The sequence below is a fragment of the Rhabdothermincola sp. genome (genome assembly GCF_036846205.1).
In the GTDB taxonomy this organism is placed as follows: Bacteria; Actinomycetota; Acidimicrobiia; order Acidimicrobiales; family Acidimicrobilacustridaceae; genus Rhabdothermincola.
The window spans coordinates 1-23,998 of the sequence record NZ_DAIUCK010000045.1 but is presented as its reverse complement, the minus strand read 5'-3'; the positions used below and the strand labels follow the sequence as shown (position 1 = coordinate 23,998).

Below are 23,998 nucleotides of genomic sequence, written 5' to 3'. Positions count from 1 at the left end.
GAGCCCGCCCCGATCGACCACCACGATGGTCGCCGCGTCGTCGCCGTCGTCGACCCGACCGCTGATCGAGTAGCGGGTGTAGCCGAGCACCTCGTCGACCAGGGGCTCCAGCGCCGCCAGCGTGCGCAGGTTGCTGTAGCTGAGCCGGTCGCGTGGCGCGCCGGCGTTCAGGACGCTTCGCACGAGCGGCACCTGCAGCAGGGTCTCATCGGATCGGCTGATGCCCACGGTCACCGTCTTCGCCTGATGCTTGATGGCGTCGATCGGGCGGGTGAGCTCGTCGATCGCCCGGGTCAACGCGGCGAGCAGGTCTTCGATGACCACGCTCGGCGTGCCCACCTTCCCGTACTCGGCCTGGTAGGCCTCCAGGGGAACCGTGCCGAGCGCGAACCGCAACAGCGAGGCGAGCCGTACCCCGGTGCTGGCCTCGAGGTGGCCGTCGTAGTCGCCGGCCCGCAGCCCGTCGTAGAAGCGCCCGGCGAGCGGCTCGAGCGCAGGGGCGATGCACTCGAGCAGGGCGGCCGGATCGGTTCCCGCGGAGGAGAGGGTCGTCTCGATCACGGCTCGGGCCTCCCGCAGCGGCCTCGCTTGGGCGTCGATCGCCAGGGCGGCCTCGTAGCCGAACAGGTGCCCGGCCATGGCCGCCAGCACGAATGCCAGGCCCGGATGGGTCTGCGGCACGAGGATCGCATGCAAGGCGGCGCCGAAGCGCTCATCGCCTTCGCTGGCGATCACCACCGGCGCCGCCTTGTGGGCCCGGAAGATGGCGACTTCCTTGGCCACGTCATCGGCGGTGGAGCCGTTGAGGCCGGCAGCACACACGACGATCAGCGGCTCCGAGGAGAGGTCGATGTGCTTCTTGTCCTCGGTGGCGTCGCAGGCGATCGACTTGTAGCAGAGCTCCGAGAGCTTGATCCGCACCTCGTACGCCGCGATGCGGTTCACGCCGTTGCCGACGATGGCCCAGTACCTCCGGCTGGGCGCGAGCTGCTGGGCCGCGAGGGCGATCTCCGGGCGTAGCTCGAGCGTGCGCTCCATGGCCTCAGGCAGGGCCCGTAACGCCCGGAGCAGCTCCTGACGGTCGGGTTGCGGGGGAAGGCCGAGCTCGTCGGCGATGGCGACGGCCAGGAGGAAGCAGGCCGCGATCTGGGAGTAGAAGGCCTTGGTCGACGCCACGCTCATCTCGACGTCGCGACCGTCGGAGGTGTAGAGCACCCCGTCGGCCTTGTCGGTGAGGTCGCTGTTGCGCCGGTTGACGATGGCGATCACCGACGCGCCACGGGCCCGCACCAGGTCGACCGTGCGGTTCGTGTCCGTCGTGGTACCCGACTGGCTGATGGCCACGACCAGCGTGTCGGACATGTCGTTGCGCAGGTCGAAGCCCGACAGCTCGGTGGCCAGCAGCGGCGAAACCTGCAGCGGTGCGGCGGGAGCCACGACGGCGAGCGCAGCCGCGAGGCTGTGACCCGCACCCGCGGCCGTCCCCTGCCCGACGACCACCACCCGCCGGATCACCCGGTCACGGAGCTTGCGGCGGATGTCGGCGGGCAGCGCGTCGTCGCTCAGCCGCACCCCGAGGCCGGGCTCGCCGCCGTCCGCGTGGGTCTCGACGAGCTTGCCTCGCAGGGTCTTGCGGAACGACGACGGGGACTCGGAGATCTCCTTCAGCAGGTAATGCGGGAACGCACCCCGGTCGATGTCCCGGGTGGTGATCTCGGCCACCGACAGCTCCGCGGGATCCACCGGCAGGGGCGTGCCGTCGTAGGACCAGCGTTCGATGCCCTCCTGTGCACCCGCGAGCGCGCCCCGGAGCCGGATGACCTGCCCGCGCGACGCCGGGTTGCCGGGGTCGGCCGGGCTCTCCCCCTCCATTCGGAGGTACGTGCCGGTCTCCTCCACCACCCCGTACGGCTCACTCGCCACGATGAAGGCGTCCTCGGCCAGCCCGACGTAGAGGGCCTGGCCGCTGCCCCGCAGCGCCAACAGGAGATCGCCGGGTGCGACGGCGCTCTGGGCCGCGATGGCCACCGATCCCTCGAGGCGGTTGACGGTGGAACGGAACGCCTCCACCAGGTCGACCTGGCGGGCCAGCTGGCGGGAGACCAGCGTCGGGATCACCTTCGCATCAGTGGTGATCTCGGGCGCGATGCGCAGCCCGTCGCTCGCCTTGAGGTCGGCGAAGTTGTCGACATCGCCGTTCAGCACAGCCGTCACGTACGGGCCGCTCTCCCCATCGACTTCGTCGGAGCTGAGGGGATGCGCGTTGGGCTGAGAGATGATGCCGACACTCGCCCACCGCGTGTGCCCCATCACCACCGCCTCGGCCGTCGGCGAGTCGAGAGCCCGACGGAGCAGGTCGTCAGCCCGCAGCGACTGGCGGAGGACGCGGGTGTTGTCGCCGAGCTCGCCGATCTCGGCCGCGGCCTTGTAGACGAAGCCCAGGAGCTCGCCGGAGACCCGAACCGCACCCGTGGCAAAAAGCGGGTCGGCAGCTCGCTCCTCGATCGCGGCCCGTACCGCGGGCGACGACAGGTCGAGCCCATGACCACGGACCAGCACGTGCACCCCGGCGGAATCGCGACCACGGACCTCGAGACGATCCAACGCGGAGAGCGCCTGCTGGATCGACGTGTACACCGCCAACGCGGCCGGCCCCGCGTCCGGGCCGGCGAGGTCGTCGACGGCTCGCGCCGTGCGGAGCCGGTCCCGCTCCACAGCCCAGCACGCGTCCTTCAAGCGGATCAGCGCCGCACTCGCGGCGTCGACCTCCGCTGGTGAGCGGCCTACGGCCCGGCCCTCGTCGAGCGCCGCTTCGATCCTGCCGATCTGGGTGCTGACTCCCGACATCATGAGGTCGAGGTGACCGAGCAGGTGCCGGTCCCGGATCAGCGCCGTCACGCCGGGCACGCCCCGCAGCATGCGGTCGGCCGCCGCCACCCGCTCGGCGGCTTCGTCGAGTGCGCCCGACGGTCCGCCCCCAACGACGTCGTCGAGGATGGCGGGGACGGGATCGAGCAGTTCGGTCAGCTCGGCGGCGGAAGGGGGCGTCCGCTCGCCGACGCGGCGGACGACGGCGATGATCCCGCACATATGAGGCGCCAGTCTACGTCCGGGCCGTCCGCTCGACCGCGGCGACGAGGCGCTGCGCGGCCTCCTCAGCCACGCCTCGGTCATCGGCTTCCACCATCACCCGCACCAGCGGCTCGGTACCGCTCGGCCGAACCAGCACCCGCCCACGTTCACCCAGGGCCGCCTCGACGGCGGCGACCTCGTCGGCGACCGCCTCGATGATCGCCGGGTCGCGCCGGGCCACCCGCACGTTGCGCAGCACCTGCGGCAGGGTGGTCATGACCTCCGCCGCCAGGCTCGAGAGCGGCCGGTGGGCCCGAGCGACCACGTCGAGTAGGTGGACACCGGTCAGGATCCCGTCACCGGTGGTGGCCAGATCGCGGAAGATGACGTGGCCCGACTGCTCGCCGCCGAGCGCGAAACCTCCGGCCTCGAGCGCCTCCAGCACGTAGCGGTCACCGACCTGGGTCTCGACCACCTCGATGCCGTGCTCGCGCATGGCGAGGCGCAAGCCCAGGTTGGACATCACGGTGACCACGACCGTGTCGTGGCGGAGCCGCCCCCGCTCACGTAGGTCGAGGGCACACAGGGCGATGAGGTGGTCACCGTCGACCAGCTCCCCCAGCTCGTCGACCGCCAGCACCCGGTCGGCATCGCCGTCGAAGGCCAGCCCGGCGTCGGCGCCGGCGGCGATCACGGCCTTACGGAGGTCCTCCGGATGGGTCGATCCACACCCCGCGTTGATGTTGCGCCCGTCGGGTCGGGCGTGGATCACCGTCACCGAAGCGCCGAGCCGCTCGAACACCCGCGGTGCGAGCCGGGAGGCGGCGCCGTTCGCGCAGTCGAGCACCACCGACAGCCCCTCGAGGGTGCGGCCTTCCAGCGCGTTCACGAGGGTCAGCTCGTAGCGCTCGAGATCCTCCGTACCCTCGTGAAGCGGCGGTGCCTGCCCCCTGGCGGGCTCAGGTGAGCCGGCGAGGATGCGGTCGAGCTCTCCTTCGAGGAGCTCTTCCTCCGCGTCACTGAGCTTGCGTCCGCCAGCAGCGAAGAACTTGACCCCGTTGTCGTGGTACGGGTTGTGCGAGGCGGAGATCATCGCCGCGGGTACCAGGCGCGCGGCTGCGATCCATGCCACCGCAGGCGTGGGTGCGATGCCGACCAGCTCCACCCCGACCGCCTCGGCGGCCAGCCCTTCCACGAGCGCCTGCTCGATGCGCGGGCCGGAGATCCGCGGGTCGCGCCCGATCACGAACCGCCGGTCGGTGGCACCGCGGAGCTCACCCGCCAGGACCCGGCCGGCCGCACGCCCGAGGGCCCGGATGAGATCGTCGTTCAGCTCGTCGGCATGGCCCCGAACGCCATCGGTCCCGAAGCGCAGGGTCATGCCCGCAGGTCAGCGCTTGGAGTACTGCGGTGCCTTGCGAGCCTTCTTGAGGCCGTACTTCTTGCTCTCCTTCTCGCGGGCGTCGCGAGTGAGGAAGCCGGCACGCTTCAGCTCGGTGCGCAGATCGGGATCGAGCCCGGCGAGCGCCCGAGCGATGCCGAGACGCAGCGCGCCCGCCTGCCCCGACACGCCACCGCCGGTGATGGTCGCGTCGACGTCGTAGACCTCGGCGGTGTTGGTGAGCCGGAGCGGCTCGGACAGGATCATCCGGTGCGTCTCCGAGGGGAAGAACTCCGTGACCGGCCGGTCGTTGACCGTGATCTGCCCCGACCCCGTACGCACCCGCACGCGGGCGACCGCTCGCTTGCGCCGGCCGGTCGACTGGATGAGTGGTTTGGGCATGCTCGTCGACTCCGTTGCTTACTCGTTCAGCGAGCCCGCGCGTGCTCGAGGGTGAGAGGCCGGGGCTGCTGCGCGGCGTGCGGATGGCTGGGGCCGGCATAGACCTTGAGCTTGCGGAGCATCTGGCGGCCGAGGCGATTCTTCGGGAGCATGCCGCGCACCGCTCGACGCACCGCTTCCTCCGGGCGCTTGGCGAGCAGCTCGCCGTAGCTCTGCGACCGCAGCCCACCCGGGTAGCCCGAATGTCGGTGGACGAACACCTTGGCGGCCTTGTTGGAGGTCAGCACGACCTTGTCCGCGTTCACGACTATCACGTGATCACCGGTGTCGAGGTGTGGGGCGAAGGTGGGCTTGTGCTTGCCCCGGAGGATCCGTGCCACCTCGCTGGCGACCCGTCCGAGGACCAGGCCCTCCGCGTCGATGACGTGCCACGACCGCTCGATCTCGCTGGCTTTCGGGGAGTACGTGCGCACGCGCCGGCACCTTCTGGTCTGGAACGACAGGATCGTCGGGACGGACTCGTCTGCCTCGCGCACCGCAGGTGCTTCCGAGGCGACTTACAACGATAGGAGGGCGGCCGACGCCGGGCAACTCGGGCCCCGGAGGCCCGGCGACCTCAGTCCGGGTAGCGGAGGTGCACTGCCGCCTCGGGCAGGCAGATCCGCACCGTGATCGTCTCCTCCAGGTAGAGCGACACCGTGTCGGAGTCGTGGGACAGGTAGCCGATCGAGAAGTCCTGACCGGTGACGATCTTGAAGTCCCCACCCCGGATGCTCATCACGACGGCACCGTCGACCGCCTGGGCACGAACGACGGGGCCACCCAGGATCAGGCGCAGGTGCTCGAGGACGGGATAGCCCCCCATCTCCGACTCCTCGATGACCCCCGTGTAGCAGCGGGGGCCCAGCGCGATGGCGAACGGCCCGTCGACGCCCACGTCCTGCAGTCGGGCCATGGCCTGGGCGACGTAGCGCGGGTACCGCTCGTAGTCCGTGGTGATCGGCACCGGATCCAGCGGTGTGGCCCCCACCAGGCCCTGGACACCTCCTGCCGGGAAGCCGTGGAAGACCAGCTCGTCCTCGGCGAGCGCGGCCCGCTTCGCGGCCTCGCGCACGCTGTCGAGGTCCGCGTCGCACGAGCCCCGATCGATCGCCTCCAGCTCACGACGCGACACCTCGAAGGTCGTGCGCAGCTCCAGCATCGGCTGGGATCGCCGGGCGCCCGCACTGACCGCACCGCCCTGGAGGCTGCCGAGGGCATCGACCCGGCCGGTCGGTTCCCCGATGTGGTCCCAGCCCTTCGGTCCCTCGAAATCGAGGAGCCGTCGACCGGCCAGGAAATGCTTGAGGGTGGTCGCCGCTTCCCGGTCGATCTCCTCCCACGCGCGCTCGGAGATCGGCGCGACCTCACGCAACAGGTGGTTCATCGAACGCTCACTCCCCTTTCAGGCTTCCGATGCCCAGGCTGCCGTCAGGAGACGGCCCTCCGCCAGGTCCAGTGCTCCCTGCCTGGCCGCCGCTCTCGCCGTGCTCCGCCTGCTGCTCGCGCTCGGTGATCGACCCCTCGGTGAACAGGTAGGTGCGGAGATGACGATCGAGGACCGGGTCGTGGCGGCGCAGCCACTCGAGAGTCATCGCCGCGTGCTCCTTCTCCTCGTCGCGGTTGTGCCCCAGCACTGCCGCCAGCGACTCGTCGCTCGTGGCTCGCACCCGCTGGTCGTACCAGTCGACGGCCTCGAGCTCCTCCATGATCGACACGATCGCCCGGTGACGATCCCGCACGTCCTCGTCGAGCAGCTCGACGGGCTCGTGATATCCCTCGCTCGACATGTGGCTCGCTCGCCTCCCTCTCGCCATCACACGGACGGTGCTCGGCCGGGGAACCAGCGCGAGCAAATCTCGCCCGAGCCTACCCAGGATGGGTCAGTACGTGACGCTCCAGAGACACAGGCCCTGCGGCGGCGCGACCGGACCGGCGAGCGAACGGTCGCGCCCCCGGAGGATGCCTGCCACCTCCCCGGCACGCTTCCGGCCCAATCCCACGTCGACGAGCGTGCCGACAATGCTGCGCACCATCTGGTGGCAGAACGCGGTCGCCTCGATGGTGAACCGCAGGACACCCTCGCCCTCGTCATCCCAGCGCGCGTCGATGATCCGGCGGACGAGCGACGGGCCCGGATCGCCGTCATCCTCGGTGCCGATCATCCGGTCTTTCGGCCGCCGGCAGAACGAGCTGAAGTCGTGCTCGCCGATCAGCGGGTCACAACCGAGCCGCATCGCGGCGACGTCGAGAGGCTGATCGACCCACCAGGAGGTGGCGGCCAGGAAGGGATCGGGCACCGGACGGTTCACGATCGTGTAGCGGTACGTGCGCGAGCGGGCCGAGAACCGGGCGTCGAAATCGGGCGGCGCCACCGCGGCCTCCCGGACCACGATGGTGCCCCCGCAGAGCTTGTTGATCGACCGTTGCAGGGCCCCCAGGTCGAGCCCCGCGGCCGGAGCGTCGAAGGAGACGACCTGCCCCCAGGCGTGCACGCCCCGATCCGTGCGACCCGCGCCCGTCAGTTCGACCGGATGCCGCAGGACACGCTCAATGGTGCGTTGCAGGGTGCCCGCCACGGTGGCCACGCCGGGATTGGCGGCGAACCCGTGGTAGGGCGCCCCGTCGTAGGCCACGACCAGCCGCACGCGCACCAGCTCCGGGGCGTCATCGCCAGGTTGGTGCTCGACCCCCGTGGCGAGGTCGTCGTCGAAGAGGGTCATGTCCTGCCGCCCCCGCCCCGAGGACCGATCGGCAGGCAGGGATGGCCCCCGGGTCGTCAGACCAGCTCGATGCGCGCCATCGGCGCGTTGTCACCGTGGCGTGGACCGAGCTTGAGAATCCGGGTGTAGCCGCCGGGGCGCTCCGTGTAGCGCGGGGCGATGTCATCGAACAACTTCGACGCCATCTCCTTGTCGCGCAGGAACGCCACCACCTGGCGGTGGTTGTGCAGACCACCCTTCTTGGCCTTGGTGATGAGCTTCTCCGCGATCGGGCGGAGGGCCTTGGCCTTGGCCTCGGTGGTGACGATCGCCTCCGCGGCGAACAGCGACGCGGCCAGGTTGGCCATCATGGCCTTCTGGTGCGCGGCGTCACCGCCGAAGCGGCGTGACTTGCGTGGCGTGGCTGGCATCGCAGTTCCGTTCCCGTCAGTCCCGGTGCTTGAGCGACAGGCCCCGCTCGTCGAGCTTCTGGATCACCTCGTCGAGCGACTTCTGGCCGAAATTCGTGATGGCGAGCAGGTCGTCCTCGGTCTTCTCCAGCAGCTCACCGATCGTGTTGACCTGCGCTCGCTTGAGACAGTTGCGGGGCCGCTCGGAGAGGTCGAGGTCCTCGATGGGCAGCTCGAGATCAGGAGAGCCGGCGGCGGTCACACCGACCTCACCGAGCTCGAGACCCTGGGGCTCCTCGCTCATCTCCGCCACGAGCTGGACCAGGGACTGCAGGGTGGCACCCGCAGAGGCCAGCGCGTCGCGGGGGGTGATGGATCCGTCCGTCTCGATGTCGAGCACCAGCCGGTCGTACTCGGTGGACTGCTCCACCCGGGTGGGCTCGACCGCGAACGTCACCCGCCGCACCGGCGAGAAGATGGAATCGACCGGGATCACACCGATGGTGTTCGAGGTCTTGTTCCGCTCGGCCGACACGTACCCTACGCCCTTCTCGACGGTGATGTCGATGGCCAGCCGCCCGTTCTCGTTGATCGTGGCGATGGACAACTCGGGGTTGAGGATCTCCACGTCTGCGTTCGGCGTGATGTCCGCGGCGGTGACATCGGCCGGGCCCCGCACGTCGAGGCGCAGCGTGACCGGCTCGTCGGAGAACACCCGCAGGACCAGGTCCTTCAGGTTGAGGATGATGTCGGTGACATCCTCCGTGACGCCCTTGATGGTGTCGAACTCGTGGAGCGCGTCGTCGAAGCGGACCTGGGTCACCGCCGCGCCGGGGATCGACGACAGCAGCGTACGACGGAGCGAGTTGCCGATGGTGTGGCCGAAGCCCGGCTCGAGGGGGCCGATGGCGAAGAGCTGACGGTTGCCTTCCGGCTCACCGAGCGCTTCGACCTTGGGACGCTGCATGACCAGCATGTGCTTCTACCTCTACCTCTGTGGTGGCGATGTGGACTCGGCCGGGGCCTACTTCGAATAGAGCTCGACGATGAGCTGCTCGCGCACCGGCACGTCGATCTGCTCCCGGCGGGGCAGGTCGAGCACCGTGACCGCGAACCCGTCGTCACTCGACTCCAACCAGGCCGGGGGGGTGCGATCGAGCACGTCACGGTTCCACTGCACGACCACCATCTGGCGAGCCTTGTCGCGCAGCGTGATGATGTCGCCCTTGCGGACCCGGTAGCTCGGGATCGTCACCCGCTTGCCGTTGACCGAGACGTGCCCGTGACCGACGAACTGGCGGGCCTGGGGGCGGGTCGCCGCCCAGCCGGCCCGGTAGACGACGTTGTCGAGGCGCAGCTCGAGGAAGCGGAGCATGTTTTCGCCGGTGACGCCTTCCTTGCGGTTGGCTTCCTCGTAGAGGTTGCGGAACTGCTTCTCCGAGAGGCCGTAGGTGAAGCGGGCCTTCTGCTTCTCCTGGAGCTGGAGGAGGTATTCCGACACATTGCCCCGGCGGCGGGTCCGCCCGTGCTCGCCCGGAGGGTACGGGCGCTTCTCCAGCGCGACCGTCTCGCCCTTGGTTCCCCAGATGTTGGTGCCCAGGCGGCGGGACACCCGTGCCTTCGGACCGGTGTAGCGCGCCATGTCAGACCCTCCGCCGCTTCGGGGGACGGCAACCGTTGTGGGGGACGGGGGTGACGTCCTTGATACCGGTGACCTCGATGCCCGCGTTCTGGATGGACCGGATAGCGGTCTCACGGCCCGACCCCGGGCCCTTCACCAGCACGTCGACCTTGCGCACCCCGTGCTCCATCGCCCGGCGAGCACAGGCCTCAGCCGCCATCTGGGCGGCGTACGGCGTGCTCTTACGCGAGCCCTTGAAGCCCACGTTGCCGGCGCTGGCCCACGCCAGGACGTTGCCCTCCTGGTCGGTGATGCTGACGATCGTGTTGTTGAACGAGCTCTTGATGTGCGCCACCCCGTAGGCGACGTTCTTGCGTTCCTTGCGGCGGGGGCGGCGCCCGCCCGAGCTTGGCTTGGCCATGGTTCCTCCCCTGCCTACTTCTTCGCCTTCTTCTTGCCGGCCACGGTCTTCTTCGGCCCCTTCCGGGTGCGGGCGTTGGTCTGGGTCCGCTGGCCTCGCACCGGCAGGCCTCGGCGATGCCGGAGGCCCTGGTAGCAGCCGATCTCCATCTTGCGCTTGATGTCCTGATCGACCTCGCGGCGCAGGTCCCCCTCCACCTTGAGGTTCTGGTCGATGAAGGTACGGATGCGGGCCACCTCCTCGTCGGTGAGGTTGTGGACCCGGGTGTCGGGGCTGATGCCGGTGGCCTCACAGATCTGCTGCGAGGTGCGCCGGCCGATGCCGTAGATGTAGGTCAGCGAGACCTCGAGCCGCTTCTCGCGGGGGATGTCGACGCCTGCGATCCGGGCCATCGCTCAGCCCTGCCGCTGCTTGTGGCGCGGGTTCTCGCAGATGACCTGCACCCGCCCGTGGCGGCGGATCACCTTGCACTTCTCGCAGATCTTCTTGACGCTCGGTCGCACTTTCATCTCTCGCCTGATTCCTCGTTTCGGTGGCTCAGGTGCACCGGGTCGGACATCCCCCGGCGGGTCCGGGCCTCTACCCGGACTCTCTCTTGTCGGCTGGTCGGTGGGTCGGCGGTCACTTGTAGCGGTAGGTGATGCGCCCGCGGGTGAGGTCGTAGGGGGTCAGCTCCACCTGGACGCGGTCGCCGGGAAGGATCCTGATGTAGTGCATGCGCATCTTCCCGGAGATGTGGGCCAGCACCGTGTGGCCGTTGTCGAGCTCCACCCGGAACATGGCGTTGGGGAGTGGCTCGACAACCGTCCCTTCGAGGACGATCGCGTCTTCCTTGGGCTTGGCCAGTGTGGGTCCTCCTGCAGGGCGGTGGGTGGTCGAAGCGCGCGAAGGCGCCTCAGAGCCGAATGAAAACCCTAGCGTCAGGGCCCCAGCACCTCCAACTCCGCTCGCCGTGGGCTCGCCCGCGGGCGCGGGAGCCTTCAGGGCAGGGTGAGGATCTCCGGGCCATGATCGGTGATGGCGATGGTGTGCTCGGCGTGGGCGGCGAGCGACCCGTCAGCGGTGGTCACCGTCCACCCGTCCTCGGCCAGCTTCGTCTCGGGCCTGCCGGCGGTGACCATGGGCTCCACGGCGAAGACGTTGCCCACCCGGAGCTTCGGCCCGCTGCCCCGCCTGCCGTAGTTGGGCACCTCGGGTTTCTCGTGCATGGCCGTGCCGATGGCGTGGCCGACGTAGTCACGCACCACGGAGAAGCCCGCCCGCTCCACCACGGTCTGCACCGCGTGGCCGATGTCGCCGATACGGTTGCCATCGATCATCTGCTCGATACCGGCACGCAGCGACTCTTCGGTGACGTCGATCAACCGCTGGGCCTCCTCGCTGATCGCCCCCACCCCGGTGGTGAACGCCGCGTCGCCGTGCCAGCCCTGGACGATCGCCCCACAGTCGATGGAGACGATGTCGCCCTCCCGGAGCCGCTGGTCGCCCGGGATGCCGTGGACGACGGTGTCGTTCACCGAGGCGCAGATGACCCCCGGGAAGGGGGGATACCCGTAGCCGAGGAAGTTCGACCTGGCCCCACGCCGCTCGATCACCTCCCGGGCGATCTCGTCGAGCCGACGAGTGGTCACCCCGGGCTTGATGGCCTCCCGGATGCAGGCATGCATCTCCGCCACTACCCGGCCCGCCTTGCGCATGATCGCGATCTCGCTCGCTGAGCGCCGCACCCTTGCGCTCCGGCTCAGCGGCGCTCGGCGAGCCGGGCCTCGACCGCCGCGATGAGCCGCTCGGCCACGTCATCGGGGGTGCCGACCCCGTCGACGGTGACCAGGAGCCCCTTGGTGTCGAACCAGTGGACAGCCGGGATGGTCTCCGCCTGGTAGGCGGCGAGCCGGGCGGCGACCGCGTCGGGGGTGTCGTCGGGCCGCTGCAGCACCTCCCCGCCGCAGGTGTCGCACGTCCAGTTCCTCGACGGCGGCTCGGCGACGGAGTAGATGCGGCCGCAGCCCTGGCACACCCGGCGACTCGAGATTCGTTCGATCACGACGTCTTCGGGCACCTCGAGGTTCACCGCCACGTCCACCTCGGTGATGCCGAGGAGGGCCTCGGCCTGGCCGAGCGTGCGGGGAAACCCGTCGAGGAGGAAGCCGCGCTCGAGCACATCCGGCTGCGCCAGGCGCTCCTCGATCACGCCGAGCATCACCTCGTCGGGGAGCAGCCGGCCGGCATCCATGTAGCCCTTGGCTTCGAGCCCGATGGGCGTGCCGGCGGCTGCGGCTTCGCGCAGCATGTCACCGGTGGAGATGTGCGGCGCGCCGAAGTGCGCTGCGAGGCGGGCCGACTGCGTGCCCTTCCCGGCCCCCTGCCGGCCGAAGACGACGAGGCGGACCACTACTTCAGGAAGCCTTCGTAGTTGCGCATCATGAGCTGGCTGTCGATCTGCTTCATGGTCTCGAGCGCCACGCCCACCGCGATGAGGATCGAGATGCCCGAGAACGACACCGTGCTGCCGGGCAGGAAGGAGGTGAGCAGCAATGACGGCACGAGCGCCACCGCGGCGATGAACAAGGCCCCCGGCAGGGTGATACGCGACAGGATCTTGGCCAGGTACCGCTCGGTCTGGGGACCGGGCCGGATGCCGGGGATGAACCCACCCTGCTTGCGCAAGGTGTCGGCCTGCTTCACGGGGTCGAAGGTGATGGCGGTGTAGAAGTACGCGAAGCCGATGATCAGCAGACCGAAAATGAGCACGTGCAGCGGGGCGTTCGGCTTGACCAGGTGGTCGCTGATGAACTGCTGCACCGACTGACCCCAACTTCCCGGGTCCGAGGGCAACAACCCTGCGATGAGCTGCGGAAGATAGAGCACGGAGCTGGCGAAGATGATGGGGATGACGCCTGACTGGTTGACCTTCAGCGGGATGTAGGTGCTCTGACCGCCGTACATCCGGCGGCCGACCACCCGCTTGGCGAACTGCACCGGGATGCGGCGCTGGCCCTGCTCGACGAACACGATGGCCACCAGGAGCACCGCGAAGGCGGCGATGGTGATCACCAAGGCACCCCAGCCGCCGTTGGCCTTGATCTGCCCACCCTGGGAGGGCAGCGTCGAGACCACCGAGGCGAAGATGAGCAACGACATGCCGTTGCCGATCCCCCGCTGGGTGATGAGCTCACCCATCCACATCAGCAGCGCGGTGCCCGCGGTGAGGGTGAGCACGATGAGCATCACCCGCGGCGGGCCGAAATCGGGGATCAGGTCCAGACCGGTGGGGTTCTGGACCCGACCGAAGCCCCCACCACCGTTGTGGAACAGATAGCTGAACCCGGTGGCCTGCATGGCCGCGATGCCCATGGTCACGTAGCGGGTCCACTGCGTGATCTTGCGTTGTCCGACCGCGCCCTGGTTCTGCCACTGCTCGAGCTTCGGGATCACCACCGCCAGGATCTGCATGATGATCGAGGCGGTGATGTAGGGCATGATGCCGAGCGCGAACAGCGACATCTGGGTCAGCGCGCCGCCCGAGAAGAGCTGCAGGAACGACAGCACGCCACCCTCCTCGGCTTGCTCCCGCAAGGTCCGCATGGCGCTGACGTCGATCCCCGGCACCGGCAGGTAGGCGCCGATGCGGTAGAGGAGGATCATGAGCAGGGTGAAGAGGATCTTGTTGCGCAGATCCTCGACCTTGAACAGGTTCTTCAGGTTGGCGAGCACGATGTCGTTCTCCCGGAACCGGCGACCGGCCAGCCCCTAGCGGTTCGTGAGGTGGTTGCCCTTCGCCGGTGGGCGGCGGTCGCCCCACGGCAGCGGGATGCGCTCAACGCTACCTCCTGCCCCGGTGATGGCTGCCTCCGCCGACCGGGAGAAGGCATGGGCCTTCACCTGGACGGCCCGGTTGAGCTGGCCCCGGCCCAGGACCTTCACCAACGCGCCCTTGTGGATCAGGCCCCGCTCGTGCAGCACGTCAGGATCGACCTGGTCCAGGCCCGACTCCTCGATGGTGTCGAGGTTGACGGCCTGGTACTCGACCCGGAACGGGTTCTTGAACCCCTTCAGCTTGGGCACCCGCATGTGCAGCGGCAGCTGGCCGCCTTCGAAGCCGACGGGGATCGTGTCGCGTGCCCCCTGGCCCTTCGTCCCGCGGCCCGCGGTCTTGCCGCCCTTGCCGGCGATGCCCCGGCCGACCCGCTTGCGGCGCCGGTTGGAGCCGGGTGCGGGCTTGAGGTCGTGGATCTTCACGTTGCATCTCCTGCGGTCTCGGCGACCTCCTCGACCTGCACCAGATGGGGGACCCGGGCGATCATCCCCCGGATCTCGGGCCGGTCCGGGAGGACGTGGCTCTTGCCGATGCGACCGAGGCCCAGCGCGCGCAGCGTGCCGCGGTGCTTGGGCTTGGTGCCGATCGACGACTTGACCTGGGTGACCTTGAGCGCCATCACGACACCTCGTCCGGCACGTGGGGACCTCGCTGGGTCTCCTTGTACGCATTCAGCAGGCCCGCGGGGACGAACTCCTCGGGGCTCAGCCCCCGGAGGCGAGCGATCTCGTCGGGGCGTTTGAGTGCCCGCAGACCGGCGATCGTCGCCCGAGCCACGTTGATGTGGTTCGACGAGCCGAGGGACTTGCAGAGCACGTCGTGGATGCCGGCCTCCTCCAGGATGGCGCGGGCGGCACCACCGGCGATCACCCCGGTACCGGGAGCAGCCGGCTGGATGAGCACCCGCCCGGCGCCCATCTCGCCGATCACGGGATGAGTGATCGTGGTGCCCGCCAGCGGGACGGCGAAGAGGTTCTTGCGGGCCTCCTCGGTGCCCTTCTGGATGGCCAGCGGCACCTCCTTGGCCTTGCCGTACCCCAGGCCGACACGACCGGCGCCGTCGCCCACCACGACCAGCGCGGTGAACGAGAACCGCCGGCCGCCCTTGACCACCTTGGCGACCCGGTTGATGTTGATGACTCGGGACTCGCGCAGCGGCGGCGCCTCGGCATCGTTATACACGTGGGTGTTGAGGGCCATCAGAACTCCAGTCCGGCTTCTCGAGCGGCATCCGCGACGGCGGCGACGCGCCCGTGGTAGAGGAACCCGCCTCGATCGAAGACCACCTTGTCGACCCCGGCGGCCTTGGCTCGCTCGGCCACCAGTCGGCCGACGGCCGCCGCAGCCGCCTTGTTCCCGGTGCTGCCGCCGCGCAGCTCCGGCTCGAGCGTCGATGCAGCGGCGAGCGTGCGGCCGGCGACGTCGTCGATCACCTGGGCGCTGATGTGGCGGTTCGAGCGGAACACGGCGAGGCGCGGCCGGGCCGCGGTGCCCCGCACCTGCTTGCGCACCCGGCGGTGACGCCGGATGCGCGCTTCGCGCTTCTGCTTGGCGCTCGTGCTCATCACTTCGCAGCCTTTCCGGCCTTGCGCAAGATGCGCTCGTCGCGGTACTTGACGCCCTTGCCCTTGTAGGGCTCGGGCTTGCGGATGGCGCGGATGTTCGCAGCCACCTGGCCGACCGTCTCCTTGTCGATGCCGTGCACCACCACATGGGTCGGCGTCGGCACCTCGAAGGTGACCCCATCGGGGGCCTCGACGTGGACGGGATGGCTGAAGCCGAGCGCGAGCTCGAGCGTCGTCGGCCCCTTCGCCGTGGCCCGGTAGCCGACCCCGACGATGTCGAGGTCCTTGCGGAATCCGTCGGTCACACCCACGACCATGTTGTTCACCAACGAACGGGTGAGCCCGTGCAGCGCACGGTTCTGCCGCTCGTCGTCGGGCCGCTCCACGATGAGCTGGCCGTCGTCCTGGCGGACGGTGATCGTGGGCGGCAGGTCGCGCTCGAGTGTGCCCTTCGGCCCCTTCACGGTGATGTGCCCACCCTCGATGACGACATCGACACCGTTCGGTAGCGGGATGGGGGAACGTCCGACTCGTGACATCTCTCTCGCCTACCAGACGTAGCAGAGGACCTCGCCGCCCATGCGGCGCTTGCGCGCCTCACGGTCGGTCATCAGGCCCTGACTCGTGGACAGGACGGCCACACCGAGTCCTCCGAGCACCCGAGGGATCTTGTCAGCCTTGGTGTAGACCCGCAGGCCCGGCTTGGACACCCGACGCACCCCGGAGATCACCCGCTCGCGCTCCGGCGAGTACTTCATGAACACCGTCAGGGTGCTGCCTGGCCGGTCCGGGTTGCTGTCGATCCGGTAGCCGCTGATGTAACCCTCCTTCTCGAGGACCGCGGCCAGCGCCTCCTTGAGCTTCGAGGACGGCATGCGGACCTCGTCGTGCATCGCCACGTTCGCGTTGCGGATGCGGGTGAGCATGTCGGCGATCGGGTCGGTCATCGTCATTGCGCCATACCTCCCCTCACCAGCTCGCCTTCTTGAGGCCCGGGATCTCGCCTTGGTGAGCGAGCTCACGAAGGCACACACGGCACAGCTTGAACTTCCGGTACACCGAATGCGGTCGCCCGCACCGCTGGCAACGTGTGTAGGCGCGCACCTTGAACTTGGGGGTGCGCTTCGCCTTCTCGATCAGTGCCTTCTTCGCCATGGCTTACTGCTGCCCTTCACGCTTGAACGGGAAGCCGAGCGCCTCGAGCAGAGCGCGACCCTCGGCATCGGTACGGGCGGTGGTGACGATCGTGATGTCCATGCCCCTGGTCGTGTCGACGGTGTCGTAGTCGATCTCGGGGAAGATCAACTGCTCGGTCACGCCGAAGGTGTAGTTGCCGTGACCGTCGAAGGATGTGCGCGGCAAGCCCCGGAAGTCACGAATGCGCGGCACCGCGATACTGATCAGGCGGTCGAAGAACTCCCACATCCGGTCGCCGCGCAGCGTGACCTTGACCCCGATGGCGTTGCCCTCGCGCAGCTTGAAGCCAGCGATCGACTTCTTGGCCTTCGTGACCACCGGCTTCTGCCCGGTGATGACCTCGAGGTCGCGCACGGCGCCCTCGATCAGCGACTGTTGCTGCAGCGCTTTGCCGACGCCCATGTTGAGCACGATCTTCTCGAGGCGCGGAACCTCCATGATGTTCCGGAGACCGAGCTGCTCCTTGAGCCTCGGCCGCAGCTCCTCGTTGTAACGACGCTTGTAGCGCGGCATCTCCGTGACGACCGTGCTCATCAGAGATCACCTCCGCACTTGCGGCAGATCCGGACCTTCGTGCCATCGCCTTCGAAGCGGTAGCCCACGCGGGTCGGCTTGCCACAGGCCGCGCAGAGAATCGCCACGCTCGACACGTGGACGGGCATCTCCTTGTCGATGATCCCGCCCTGCTGGATGGCCCGGGTCGGCTTCTGGTGCTTCTTCGCGACGTTCACCCCGTCGACGATGACCCGGTCCTCGGCGGGGAAGGCGAACGTCACCGTGCCCTCCTTGCCGCGGTCCTTTCCCTGCAGCACGACCACCCGGTCGCCCTTGCGGATCTTCATCACAGGACCTCCGGCGCGAGCGAGACGATGCGCATGAACTTCTTGTCCCGCAGTTCCCGGCCCACCGGCCCGAAGATGCGGGTGCCCCGAGGCTGCATCTGGTCGTTGATGAGCACGGCGGCGTTCTCGTCGAATCGGATGTAGGAGCCGTCAGGGCGCCGCTTTTCCTTCTTGACCCGGACGACGACGCACTTGACGACGTCACCCTTCTTCACCGCCGCGCCGGGAATCGCGTCCTTGACCGTGGCCACGAAGACGTCGCCGATGGACGCGTAGCGACGCTTGGAGCCGCCGAGCACCTTGATGCAGAGCACTTCCTTGGCCCCGCTGTTGTCGGCGACGCGAAGCCGAGATTCCTGCTGGATCATCGGGCCCGCTCCAACACCTCGACCAGGCGCCAACGCTTGAGCTTGGAGAGCGGACGGGTCTCCGCCACCCTGACCCGGTCACCCACGTTGAGGTCGTTCGCCTCGTCGTGGACGTACAGGCGGGAGGTGCGTTGCACCGTCTTGGGATAGCGGGGATGACGCTTGCGATCGACGACTTCGACGACCACCGTCTTGTCCATCTTGTTCGAGACGACGAGCCCCTCGCGCACCTTGCGCGGATTGGGCCGCGTCGTCGATTGCGTCCCGGTGTCGACCATCAGGCGTTCTCCTCGTCTCGCGCCAGCGCCTCTGCGGCGGCGATCTCCCGTGCCCGCAGTTCGGTCATGATCCTGGCGACGTCCTTCTTCACCTGTCCCAGGCGGGCGTGGTTCTCGAGCTGGCCCGTGACGTGCTGGAAGCGGAGGTTGAACAGCTCCTGTTTCGTCTCGGCCAAGCGCTCGAGCAGCTCGCCGTCGTTGAGGTCCCGCAGGGCAGCGGCTCGGGCATCGGCCATCAGAGCGCCTCCTCCCGTGCGATGAATCGAGCCTTGATGGGCAGCTTCTGGATCGCCCGTTCGATCGCGGCCCGGGCGATCTGCGGATCGCTGTAGGAGAGCTCGAACAGCACCCGACCGGGCTTGACCACGGCTACCCACTTCTCGGGGTTCCCCTTGCCCGACCCCATACGGGTCTCCGCAGGCTTCTGCGTGATGGGCTTGTCAGGGAAGACGTTGATCCAGACCTTGCCGCCTCGGCGGACGTGACGCGTCATCGCGATTCGCGCAGCCTCGATCTGGCGAGCGGTGATCCAGCCCGGCTCCAGGGCCTGGATGCCGTAGTCGCCGAAGGTGATGGTGGTGCCACCCTTGGCCTGGCCTTTGAGCCGACCCCGCTGGTGCTTGCGGTGCTTGACCTTTCTCGGCATCAACATGATCAATCACCGTCCCCGGGGCGGAAGTGTGGGGTCTCGTGGTGCTCACGCACCGAGCGCTCGATCTCCTCCTCCTCGGCGAGGAGCCGCTCCAGTTCGGGGTCGGCCTCCTTGATGAGCGGCACAGCCTCCTCGACCTCGCCCTCTTCCGGGAAGGGAGCTTCGCCAGCCGGCTTGCGCCGGGCGGCGGCCGACGAGGACACGACCTTGCGGGGGCGGGCCTGCCCGGACGTCTCGCCGACGGCCATCGCCGCCTCGCGGGTGATCTTGTCCTCCAGGACACTGCGGTAGGGGAGGATGTCGCCCTTGTAGATCCAGACCTTGACCCCGATCCGGCCGTAGGTGGTCTTGGCTTCGCGGAAGCCGTAGTCGATGTCGGCCCGCAGGGTGTGGAGCGGTACACGGCCCTCCCGGTACCACTCCGTGCGGGCCATCTCCGATCCGCCGAGCCGTCCCGAGCACTGCACCCTGATGCCGAGCGCTCCCGCCTTCTGCGCGTTCTGCACCGCGCGCTTCATCGCCCGGCGGAACGCGACGCGCCCGGCCAGCTGATCGGCCACGCCCTGGGCGATCAGCGCGGCGTCGAGCTCGGGCTGCTTGATCTCCTGGATGTTGAGCTGGATCTTGTTGTTGCCGGTGATCTTCGCCAAACCGGCCCGGAGCCGATCGGCCTCCGCTCCACGGCGCCCGATCACGATGCCGGGTCGAGCAGTGTGGACGTCGACCCGCAGCCGGTCACGGGTGCGCTCCACCTCGATGCGGCTGATCGCGGCGTGCGGGAGCTGCGTCATGAGGTAGTCGCGGATCTTCCAGTCCTCGATGACGAACCCCGCGTAGTCACCGCGGTCGGCGAACCAGCGCGACTTCCAGTCGGTGGTGATGCCGAGGCGGAACCCGTACGGGTTGACCTTCTGGCCCATCAGTCCTCTTCCTTCCCGTTCCCCTCGGCTACCTCGCCGGTCGACTCACCGGTCGGCTCTGCCTCGTGCTCGGCCGTCACCTCGGCGCCGGCCTCGGCCCCCTCCACCTCGGAGGGCGGAGCGGCCTCGTGGGCGTGCTCGTGCTCGTCGTGATCGTGGTCGTGCTCTTCCTCCGCGGCGCGCTTGTCGGCCTTGGCCTGGCGGCTGCGCGCCACCCGCTCGCGGCGCGCCTCGGCTGCAGCCCGGTTGCCACGCGCCCGCCCGCTCGTCGCCTCGCGCTCGCGCAACGCCTGGAGCTCCTCCGCGGAGAGGCGGCTCACGATGACCGTGATGTGGGAGGTGCGCTTGCGGATGCGACCCGCCCGTCCACGGGCCCGGGGGCGGAAGCGCTTGAGGGTCGGCCCCTCGTCAGCGAAGCACGCGGACACGTACAACTCGTCAGCCGGGATGCCGTTGTTGTGCTCCGCGTTGGCGATCGCCGACTCCAGGGTCTTGAGGATCAGCCTCGCCGCGTCGCGCTCGGAGAACTCGAGGATCTCGAGGGCCCGGCCGACGTGCTGGCCGCGGATGAGGTCGAGCACCTGGCGAGCCTTGTACGGCGAGACCCGGATGTAGCGAGCCTGGGCGCGCACACCCGGCCGTTCGTTCGTCTTGACGCCGAAGGCCATCAGCGCCGCCCCTTCTTCTCTTGGCCGGCGTGGTACTTGAAGGTCCGGGTCGGGGCGAACTCGCCGAGCTTGTGACCGACCATCGACTCGGTGATGTACACGGGAACGTGCTTACGCCCGTCGTGCACCGCGATGGTGTGGCCCACCATCTCGGGGATGATCGTCGAGCGGCGCGACCACGTCTTGATGACGCGCTTCTCGCCCTTCTCGTTGAGATCATCGACCTTCTTCAGCAGGTGGTCGTCGACGAACGGGCCCTTCTTGAGGCTGCGAGGCATGACGGACTCCCCTTATCGCCGCGACCCGCGGGTACGGCGGCGACGGACGATGAGCTTCTGCGACGGCTTGTTCTTGTTGCGGGTGCGACCCTCTGGCTTGCCCCATGGTGAGACCGGGTGCCGACCACCGGAGGTCTTGCCCTCGCCACCGCCGTGCGGATGGTCGACCGGGTTCATGGCGACGCCTCGGGTCTGGGGGCGGACCCCCTTCCACCGGTTCCGGCCGGCCTTGCCCACCTTGACGAGCTCCGCCTCGGCATTGCCGACCTCCCCGACCGTCGCCCGGCAATCGATCGGCACGCGGCGCATCTCGGTGCTCGGCAGACGCAGGGTGGCGTGCTCGCCCTCCTTGGCCACGAGCTGCACACTGGTGCCGGCGCTGCGGGCCATCCGCCCACCACCACCGGGCTTGAGCTCGACGTTGTGCACGGTCGTGCCCACCGGGATGTAGCGCAACGGCAGCGCATTGCCTGGACGGATCTCCGACCCCTGCCCGCTCTGGAGCACATCGCCCACCGTCACGTCTTTCGGGGCCAGGATGTAGGCCTTCTCACCGTCGTAGTAGTGGAGCAGCAGGATGCGGCAGTTCCGGTTGGGGTCGTACTCGATCGCCGCCACCTTCGCCGGCACCCCGTCCTTGGTGCGCCGGAAGTCGACGATGCGGTACCGCTGCTTGTGACCACCGCCGCGGTGGCGGGCGGTCTTGCGCCCGTAACTGTTCCGCCCGCCGGTCTTGGTCTTGGGCGCGAGCAACGTGCGCTCCGGCTTCTTCTTCGTGATGTCGGAGAAGTCGGAGACCGTCTGAAACCGGCGGCCCGGGCTGGTCGGCTTGCGTTTGCGAAGTGCCATGTCCCCTAACCCTCGAACAGGTCGATGCGGTCGCCCTCGGCGAGCGTGACGAAAGCCCGCTTGGTGTCGGATCGCTTGCCGTAGGTCCAGCTGCGTCGGTTGCGCTTGCGCTTGCCACGACGGTTGAGCGTGTTCACCTTGACCACCCGCACGTCGAAGATCGCCTCGACGGCGTCGGAGATCTCCGGCTTGCTCGCGTCCGGGTGCACCCGGAACGTGTAGACGTTCCGATCCAGCAGCGCATAGGACTTCTCGCTGATGATCGGTTCGATGATCACGTCGCGCGGGTCTTTCACTTCTGATCCTCCGTCTCACCCGCGGTCTGGTTGAACGAGAACGTGCCCTTGCCCGCCATCGCGGACTCCTCCCGAGTGGGCGGCGTCCCGCCGGCTGAGCCCTGCGGCTTGGTCCCGCCGGCTGAGCTGCTCTCGGCCCTGGCCGCCTTCGCCCGCAACCGCTCCTCCCGCTCGGCTCGATCGAGAGCCGCCTTGAACCGCGGATCGGTCTTGTCGCTCACGCTCTTCACCCGCTCCGTCGGGTCGAGCACCTCCGAGCGGTCCGCAGGATCAGGAGCAGGGCGGCTGGGCAGGTCGGTCGCCATGTTCATCCAGTCCCTCCCGGGAGGGTGGCTCGGGTGAACACGACGTAGTCGTTCGCCAGCACGTCGTACGCGTTGAGCTCACGGGCCTCGATGACCTGCACGTGGGGCAGGTTCCGGAAGCTCTTCGCCGCCAGCACGTCGCGGTCGGTGTCACCGAGCACGACCAGCACCCGGCCGTCGATGCCCAAAGCTCGCAGGGCATCGGCTGCCTCGCGGGTGCGCGGCGCCTCGAAAGCCCACTCGTCGACCACGATCACCTTGCCGTCGGCGGCCCGATCGGACAACGCGGAGCGGAGCGCGAGGCGGATCATCTTCTTCGGGGTGCGCTGGGCGTACGAGCGGGGCTTCGGGCCGAGGGCCACCCCGCCGCCCTTCCACTGCGGAGCACGGATCGAGCCCTGCCGTGCCCGCCCGGTGCCCTTCTGCTTCCAGGGCTTCGCGCCGCCACCTCGGACCTCGGCCCGGGTCTTGGTGCTCTGGGTGCCGGCTCGGCGGGCCGCGAGCTGGGCCGTAACCACCTGGTGCATCACCGGCACGTTGGGCTCGATGCCGAATACCTCCTCGGCGAGCTCGACCGATCCGGCCTCGGCGCCGATCTGCGTCCTGACCTTGAGCGTGGGCATCACGCACCGCCCTTCGCGGTCGACTTGACGGCGTCTCGCACGATCACCGTCCCGCCCTTCGGTCCGGGCACCGCCCCTCGTACGAGCAGCAACCCACGCTCCGCATCCGCCTCGACCACCCGGAGATTCAACGTGGTGGTCTTGCGTCCACCCATCCGACCGGCCATGCGGGTCCCTCGGAAGACGCGCGCCGGGGTGGCACAGGCCCCGATCGAGCCGGGGGCGCGATGGATCCGGTGGGCACCGTGCGAGGCCTTCTGACCCGCGAAGCCGTGCCGCTTCATCACCCCCGCGAAGCCCTTGCCCCTGCTCACGGCGGTGACATCCACCAGCTCGCCGGCCTCGAGGACGTCGACGGCGATCTCCTGGCCCACCTCGTAGCCGCTCACGTCATCGAGCCGCAGCTCGACGAGTGCCCGTCCAGGACTGACCCCCGCTTTGTCGAAGTGACCGCGCTCGGGCCGGTTGAGCTTGCGCGGGTCCCGCTCGCCGAAGGTCACCTGGAGCGCGCTGTACCCGTCCCGCTCGGGTGTCTTGACCTGCACCACCCGCAGCGGCGTGACCCGCAGCACGGTGACGGGCACGACGCGGTTGTCGTCGTCCCACACCTGTGTCATGCCGACCTTCTCGCCGACAACTGCCTTGTTCGCCATGGCGGCAACGATCTTTCTCTGCTCACGCGAACGCTCCGCTCGGGGAGACCCCGGCGGAGCGCCTGGTTCGGTTGTGCTGTGGGGTACCCGCCCCAGAAGGGGACGGGCCGTCACAGACGTCAGTTCGAACGACGGACCGGAACGTGCACGGAACGGGGCCCGGCACCGGACGAAACAGCATAGTGCCGACCGTCCGGCGGGTCCAAGCCGCCTGGCAAGGACGGGCCCGGATAGCGGAACGAGCCGGCGGGCCCTAGGCCTGCTGGATCTTGATCTCGATGTCGACGCCCGCCGGCAGGTCGAGCCGCTGGAGCGAATCGACCGTCTTGGGCGAGGGGTCGAGGATGTCGAGAAGGCGCTTGTGGATCCGCATCTCGAAGTGCTCGCGGCTGTCCTTGTCCTTGTGCGGGCTACGGATCACCGTGTAGCGATGCTTCTCGGTGGGAAGCGGAACCGGCCCCCGCACGGTCGCGTTGGTGCGCACGACCGTCTCGACGATCTTCTTCGTCGACTGGTCGATGATCTCGTGGTCGTAGGCCTTCAGCCTGATTCGGATCTTCTGCTTGTCGGCCATCGCGGCTACCGGCTCGCTTCCGTGTTCGTTACTTGATGATCTTCGTGACCCGACCCGCGCCCACC

At 68.8% G+C, this 23,998-nt stretch carries 39 protein-coding genes; all 39 read right to left on the bottom strand.

Annotated elements, in window-relative coordinates; genetic code table 11:
• On the bottom strand, positions 1-3,090 hold a 3,090-nt coding region (locus V7004_RS08425), incomplete at its 3' end, for an SIS domain-containing protein (protein WP_334143327.1).
• A 13-nt stretch (positions 3,091-3,103) separates the two neighbouring features.
• A complete protein-coding gene (gene glmM, locus V7004_RS08420; RefSeq protein WP_334143325.1) occupies positions 3,104-4,453 on the bottom strand; it encodes a phosphoglucosamine mutase in 1,350 nt (449 codons plus the stop codon).
• Between the two features lie 9 nt (positions 4,454-4,462).
• Positions 4,463-4,855 carry a 30S ribosomal protein S9 gene (gene rpsI / locus V7004_RS08415; protein ID WP_208026703.1) on the bottom strand — a complete coding sequence of 131 codons (393 nt, stop codon included), beginning with the start codon at positions 4,853-4,855 and terminating at the stop codon, positions 4,463-4,465.
• Between the two features lie 26 nt (positions 4,856-4,881).
• The gene (gene rplM, locus V7004_RS08410; RefSeq protein WP_334143323.1) at positions 4,882-5,328 is read right to left on the bottom strand and encodes a 50S ribosomal protein L13; all 447 of its coding nucleotides are present in this window, start codon (positions 5,326-5,328) and stop codon (positions 4,882-4,884) included.
• A 143-nt stretch (positions 5,329-5,471) separates the two neighbouring features.
• On the bottom strand, positions 5,472-6,281 hold the full coding sequence (locus tag V7004_RS08405; RefSeq protein WP_334143321.1) for a family 1 encapsulin nanocompartment shell protein: 810 nt from the start codon (positions 6,279-6,281) through the stop codon (positions 5,472-5,474).
• A 7-nt stretch (positions 6,282-6,288) separates the two neighbouring features.
• A complete protein-coding gene (locus V7004_RS08400; RefSeq protein ID WP_334143319.1) occupies positions 6,289-6,684 on the bottom strand; it encodes a ferritin-like domain-containing protein in 396 nt (131 codons plus the stop codon).
• A 93-nt stretch (positions 6,685-6,777) separates the two neighbouring features.
• The gene (gene truA, locus V7004_RS08395; protein WP_334143317.1) at positions 6,778-7,617 is read right to left on the bottom strand and encodes a tRNA pseudouridine(38-40) synthase TruA; all 840 of its coding nucleotides are present in this window, start codon (positions 7,615-7,617) and stop codon (positions 6,778-6,780) included.
• A 56-nt stretch (positions 7,618-7,673) separates the two neighbouring features.
• Positions 7,674-8,027, bottom strand: a complete 354-nt coding sequence (rplQ, locus tag V7004_RS08390; RefSeq protein WP_208026699.1) for a 50S ribosomal protein L17 — start codon at positions 8,025-8,027, stop codon at positions 7,674-7,676.
• A 16-nt stretch (positions 8,028-8,043) separates the two neighbouring features.
• Complete coding sequence (locus tag V7004_RS08385) at positions 8,044-8,982, bottom strand: DNA-directed RNA polymerase subunit alpha (RefSeq protein WP_334143315.1); 939 nt, start codon at positions 8,980-8,982, stop codon at positions 8,044-8,046.
• A 48-nt stretch (positions 8,983-9,030) separates the two neighbouring features.
• Positions 9,031-9,648 (bottom strand): 30S ribosomal protein S4, encoded by a 618-nt coding sequence (gene rpsD, locus V7004_RS08380; RefSeq protein ID WP_334143314.1) that lies wholly within the window; start codon positions 9,646-9,648, stop codon positions 9,031-9,033.
• Position 9,649: 1 nt separating this feature from the next.
• Complete coding sequence (rpsK, locus tag V7004_RS08375; protein WP_208026696.1) at positions 9,650-10,048, bottom strand: 30S ribosomal protein S11; 399 nt, start codon at positions 10,046-10,048, stop codon at positions 9,650-9,652.
• A gap of 14 nt (positions 10,049-10,062) precedes the next feature.
• A complete protein-coding gene (gene rpsM, locus V7004_RS08370; RefSeq protein WP_334143312.1) occupies positions 10,063-10,440 on the bottom strand; it encodes a 30S ribosomal protein S13 in 378 nt (125 codons plus the stop codon).
• Between the two features lie 3 nt (positions 10,441-10,443).
• The gene (gene rpmJ, locus V7004_RS08365; protein WP_208026694.1) at positions 10,444-10,557 is read right to left on the bottom strand and encodes a 50S ribosomal protein L36; all 114 of its coding nucleotides are present in this window, start codon (positions 10,555-10,557) and stop codon (positions 10,444-10,446) included.
• A 112-nt stretch (positions 10,558-10,669) separates the two neighbouring features.
• Positions 10,670-10,894, bottom strand: coding sequence for a translation initiation factor IF-1 (gene infA, locus V7004_RS08360; RefSeq protein ID WP_208026963.1), 225 nt, complete (start codon positions 10,892-10,894; stop codon positions 10,670-10,672).
• Between the two features lie 134 nt (positions 10,895-11,028).
• Positions 11,029-11,775 (bottom strand): type I methionyl aminopeptidase, encoded by a 747-nt coding sequence (map, locus tag V7004_RS08355; RefSeq protein WP_334143309.1) that lies wholly within the window; start codon positions 11,773-11,775, stop codon positions 11,029-11,031.
• Positions 11,776-11,789: 14 nt separating this feature from the next.
• On the bottom strand, positions 11,790-12,440 hold the full coding sequence (locus V7004_RS08350; RefSeq protein WP_334143308.1) for an adenylate kinase: 651 nt from the start codon (positions 12,438-12,440) through the stop codon (positions 11,790-11,792).
• On the bottom strand, positions 12,440-13,762 hold the full coding sequence (gene secY, locus V7004_RS08345; RefSeq protein WP_334143307.1) for a preprotein translocase subunit SecY: 1,323 nt from the start codon (positions 13,760-13,762) through the stop codon (positions 12,440-12,442). The genes V7004_RS08350 and secY overlap by 1 nt, the downstream gene beginning before the upstream one ends.
• A 36-nt stretch (positions 13,763-13,798) precedes the next feature.
• Positions 13,799-14,287: a 50S ribosomal protein L15 gene (gene rplO, locus V7004_RS08340; RefSeq protein WP_208026690.1), complete on the bottom strand. Its 489-nt coding sequence runs from the start codon at positions 14,285-14,287 to the stop codon at positions 13,799-13,801.
• Positions 14,284-14,484 carry a 50S ribosomal protein L30 gene (gene rpmD / locus V7004_RS08335; RefSeq protein WP_208026689.1) on the bottom strand — a complete coding sequence of 67 codons (201 nt, stop codon included), beginning with the start codon at positions 14,482-14,484 and terminating at the stop codon, positions 14,284-14,286. The genes rplO and rpmD overlap by 4 nt, the downstream gene beginning before the upstream one ends.
• Complete coding sequence (gene rpsE, locus V7004_RS08330) at positions 14,484-15,065, bottom strand: 30S ribosomal protein S5 (RefSeq protein ID WP_334143306.1); 582 nt, start codon at positions 15,063-15,065, stop codon at positions 14,484-14,486. Before rpsE ends, rpmD begins: the two co-directional genes overlap by 1 nt.
• Positions 15,065-15,430 (bottom strand): 50S ribosomal protein L18, encoded by a 366-nt coding sequence (rplR, locus tag V7004_RS08325; protein WP_334143305.1) that lies wholly within the window; start codon positions 15,428-15,430, stop codon positions 15,065-15,067. Before rplR ends, rpsE begins: the two co-directional genes overlap by 1 nt.
• Positions 15,430-15,969 (bottom strand): 50S ribosomal protein L6, encoded by a 540-nt coding sequence (gene rplF, locus V7004_RS08320; RefSeq protein WP_334143304.1) that lies wholly within the window; start codon positions 15,967-15,969, stop codon positions 15,430-15,432. The genes rplR and rplF overlap by 1 nt, the downstream gene beginning before the upstream one ends.
• Positions 15,970-15,978: 9 nt before the next feature.
• Complete coding sequence (rpsH, locus tag V7004_RS08315) at positions 15,979-16,383, bottom strand: 30S ribosomal protein S8 (protein WP_208026685.1); 405 nt, start codon at positions 16,381-16,383, stop codon at positions 15,979-15,981.
• Between the two features lie 16 nt (positions 16,384-16,399).
• On the bottom strand, positions 16,400-16,585 hold the full coding sequence (locus tag V7004_RS08310; protein WP_208026684.1) for a type Z 30S ribosomal protein S14: 186 nt from the start codon (positions 16,583-16,585) through the stop codon (positions 16,400-16,402).
• 3 nt (positions 16,586-16,588) lie between these two features.
• Complete coding sequence (gene rplE, locus V7004_RS08305) at positions 16,589-17,161, bottom strand: 50S ribosomal protein L5 (RefSeq protein WP_442968031.1); 573 nt, start codon at positions 17,159-17,161, stop codon at positions 16,589-16,591.
• Positions 17,161-17,469, bottom strand: coding sequence for a 50S ribosomal protein L24 (gene rplX, locus V7004_RS08300; RefSeq protein WP_334143302.1), 309 nt, complete (start codon positions 17,467-17,469; stop codon positions 17,161-17,163). Before rplX ends, rplE begins: the two co-directional genes overlap by 1 nt.
• Positions 17,469-17,837, bottom strand: a complete 369-nt coding sequence (rplN, locus tag V7004_RS08295; RefSeq protein ID WP_208026682.1) for a 50S ribosomal protein L14 — start codon at positions 17,835-17,837, stop codon at positions 17,469-17,471. The genes rplX and rplN overlap by 1 nt, the downstream gene beginning before the upstream one ends.
• Positions 17,834-18,115: a 30S ribosomal protein S17 gene (gene rpsQ, locus V7004_RS08290; RefSeq protein WP_208026681.1), complete on the bottom strand. Its 282-nt coding sequence runs from the start codon at positions 18,113-18,115 to the stop codon at positions 17,834-17,836. The genes rplN and rpsQ overlap by 4 nt, the downstream gene beginning before the upstream one ends.
• Positions 18,115-18,351, bottom strand: coding sequence for a 50S ribosomal protein L29 (rpmC, locus tag V7004_RS08285; RefSeq protein WP_334143299.1), 237 nt, complete (start codon positions 18,349-18,351; stop codon positions 18,115-18,117). Before rpmC ends, rpsQ begins: the two co-directional genes overlap by 1 nt.
• Positions 18,351-18,767, bottom strand: coding sequence for a 50S ribosomal protein L16 (gene rplP / locus V7004_RS08280; RefSeq protein WP_208026679.1), 417 nt, complete (start codon positions 18,765-18,767; stop codon positions 18,351-18,353). The genes rpmC and rplP overlap by 1 nt, the downstream gene beginning before the upstream one ends.
• Before the next feature lie 2 nt (positions 18,768-18,769).
• Positions 18,770-19,687: a 30S ribosomal protein S3 gene (gene rpsC, locus V7004_RS08275; protein ID WP_442968030.1), complete on the bottom strand. Its 918-nt coding sequence runs from the start codon at positions 19,685-19,687 to the stop codon at positions 18,770-18,772.
• Positions 19,687-20,355 (bottom strand): 50S ribosomal protein L22, encoded by a 669-nt coding sequence (gene rplV, locus V7004_RS15830; protein ID WP_442968029.1) that lies wholly within the window; start codon positions 20,353-20,355, stop codon positions 19,687-19,689. Before rplV ends, rpsC begins: the two co-directional genes overlap by 1 nt.
• Positions 20,355-20,633, bottom strand: coding sequence for a 30S ribosomal protein S19 (gene rpsS / locus V7004_RS08265; protein WP_208026676.1), 279 nt, complete (start codon positions 20,631-20,633; stop codon positions 20,355-20,357). The genes rplV and rpsS overlap by 1 nt, the downstream gene beginning before the upstream one ends.
• Before the next feature lie 12 nt (positions 20,634-20,645).
• Positions 20,646-21,482 carry a 50S ribosomal protein L2 gene (gene rplB / locus V7004_RS08260; RefSeq protein WP_208026675.1) on the bottom strand — a complete coding sequence of 279 codons (837 nt, stop codon included), beginning with the start codon at positions 21,480-21,482 and terminating at the stop codon, positions 20,646-20,648.
• Positions 21,483-21,487: 5 nt separating this feature from the next.
• Positions 21,488-21,778 carry a 50S ribosomal protein L23 gene (gene rplW / locus V7004_RS08255; RefSeq protein WP_334143298.1) on the bottom strand — a complete coding sequence of 97 codons (291 nt, stop codon included), beginning with the start codon at positions 21,776-21,778 and terminating at the stop codon, positions 21,488-21,490.
• Entirely contained in the window at positions 21,775-22,083 is a 309-nt protein-coding gene (locus V7004_RS08250; protein WP_334143297.1) for a hypothetical protein, read from the bottom strand. Before V7004_RS08250 ends, rplW begins: the two co-directional genes overlap by 4 nt.
• Before the next feature lie 2 nt (positions 22,084-22,085).
• Positions 22,086-22,706 (bottom strand): 50S ribosomal protein L4, encoded by a 621-nt coding sequence (gene rplD, locus V7004_RS08245; RefSeq protein WP_334143295.1) that lies wholly within the window; start codon positions 22,704-22,706, stop codon positions 22,086-22,088.
• Positions 22,706-23,359 (bottom strand): 50S ribosomal protein L3, encoded by a 654-nt coding sequence (gene rplC / locus V7004_RS08240; protein ID WP_208026671.1) that lies wholly within the window; start codon positions 23,357-23,359, stop codon positions 22,706-22,708. The genes rplD and rplC overlap by 1 nt, the downstream gene beginning before the upstream one ends.
• Positions 23,360-23,612: 253 nt before the next feature.
• Positions 23,613-23,933 (bottom strand): 30S ribosomal protein S10, encoded by a 321-nt coding sequence (gene rpsJ, locus V7004_RS08235; protein WP_208026670.1) that lies wholly within the window; start codon positions 23,931-23,933, stop codon positions 23,613-23,615.
• Positions 23,934-23,998: the final 65 nt, after the last annotated feature.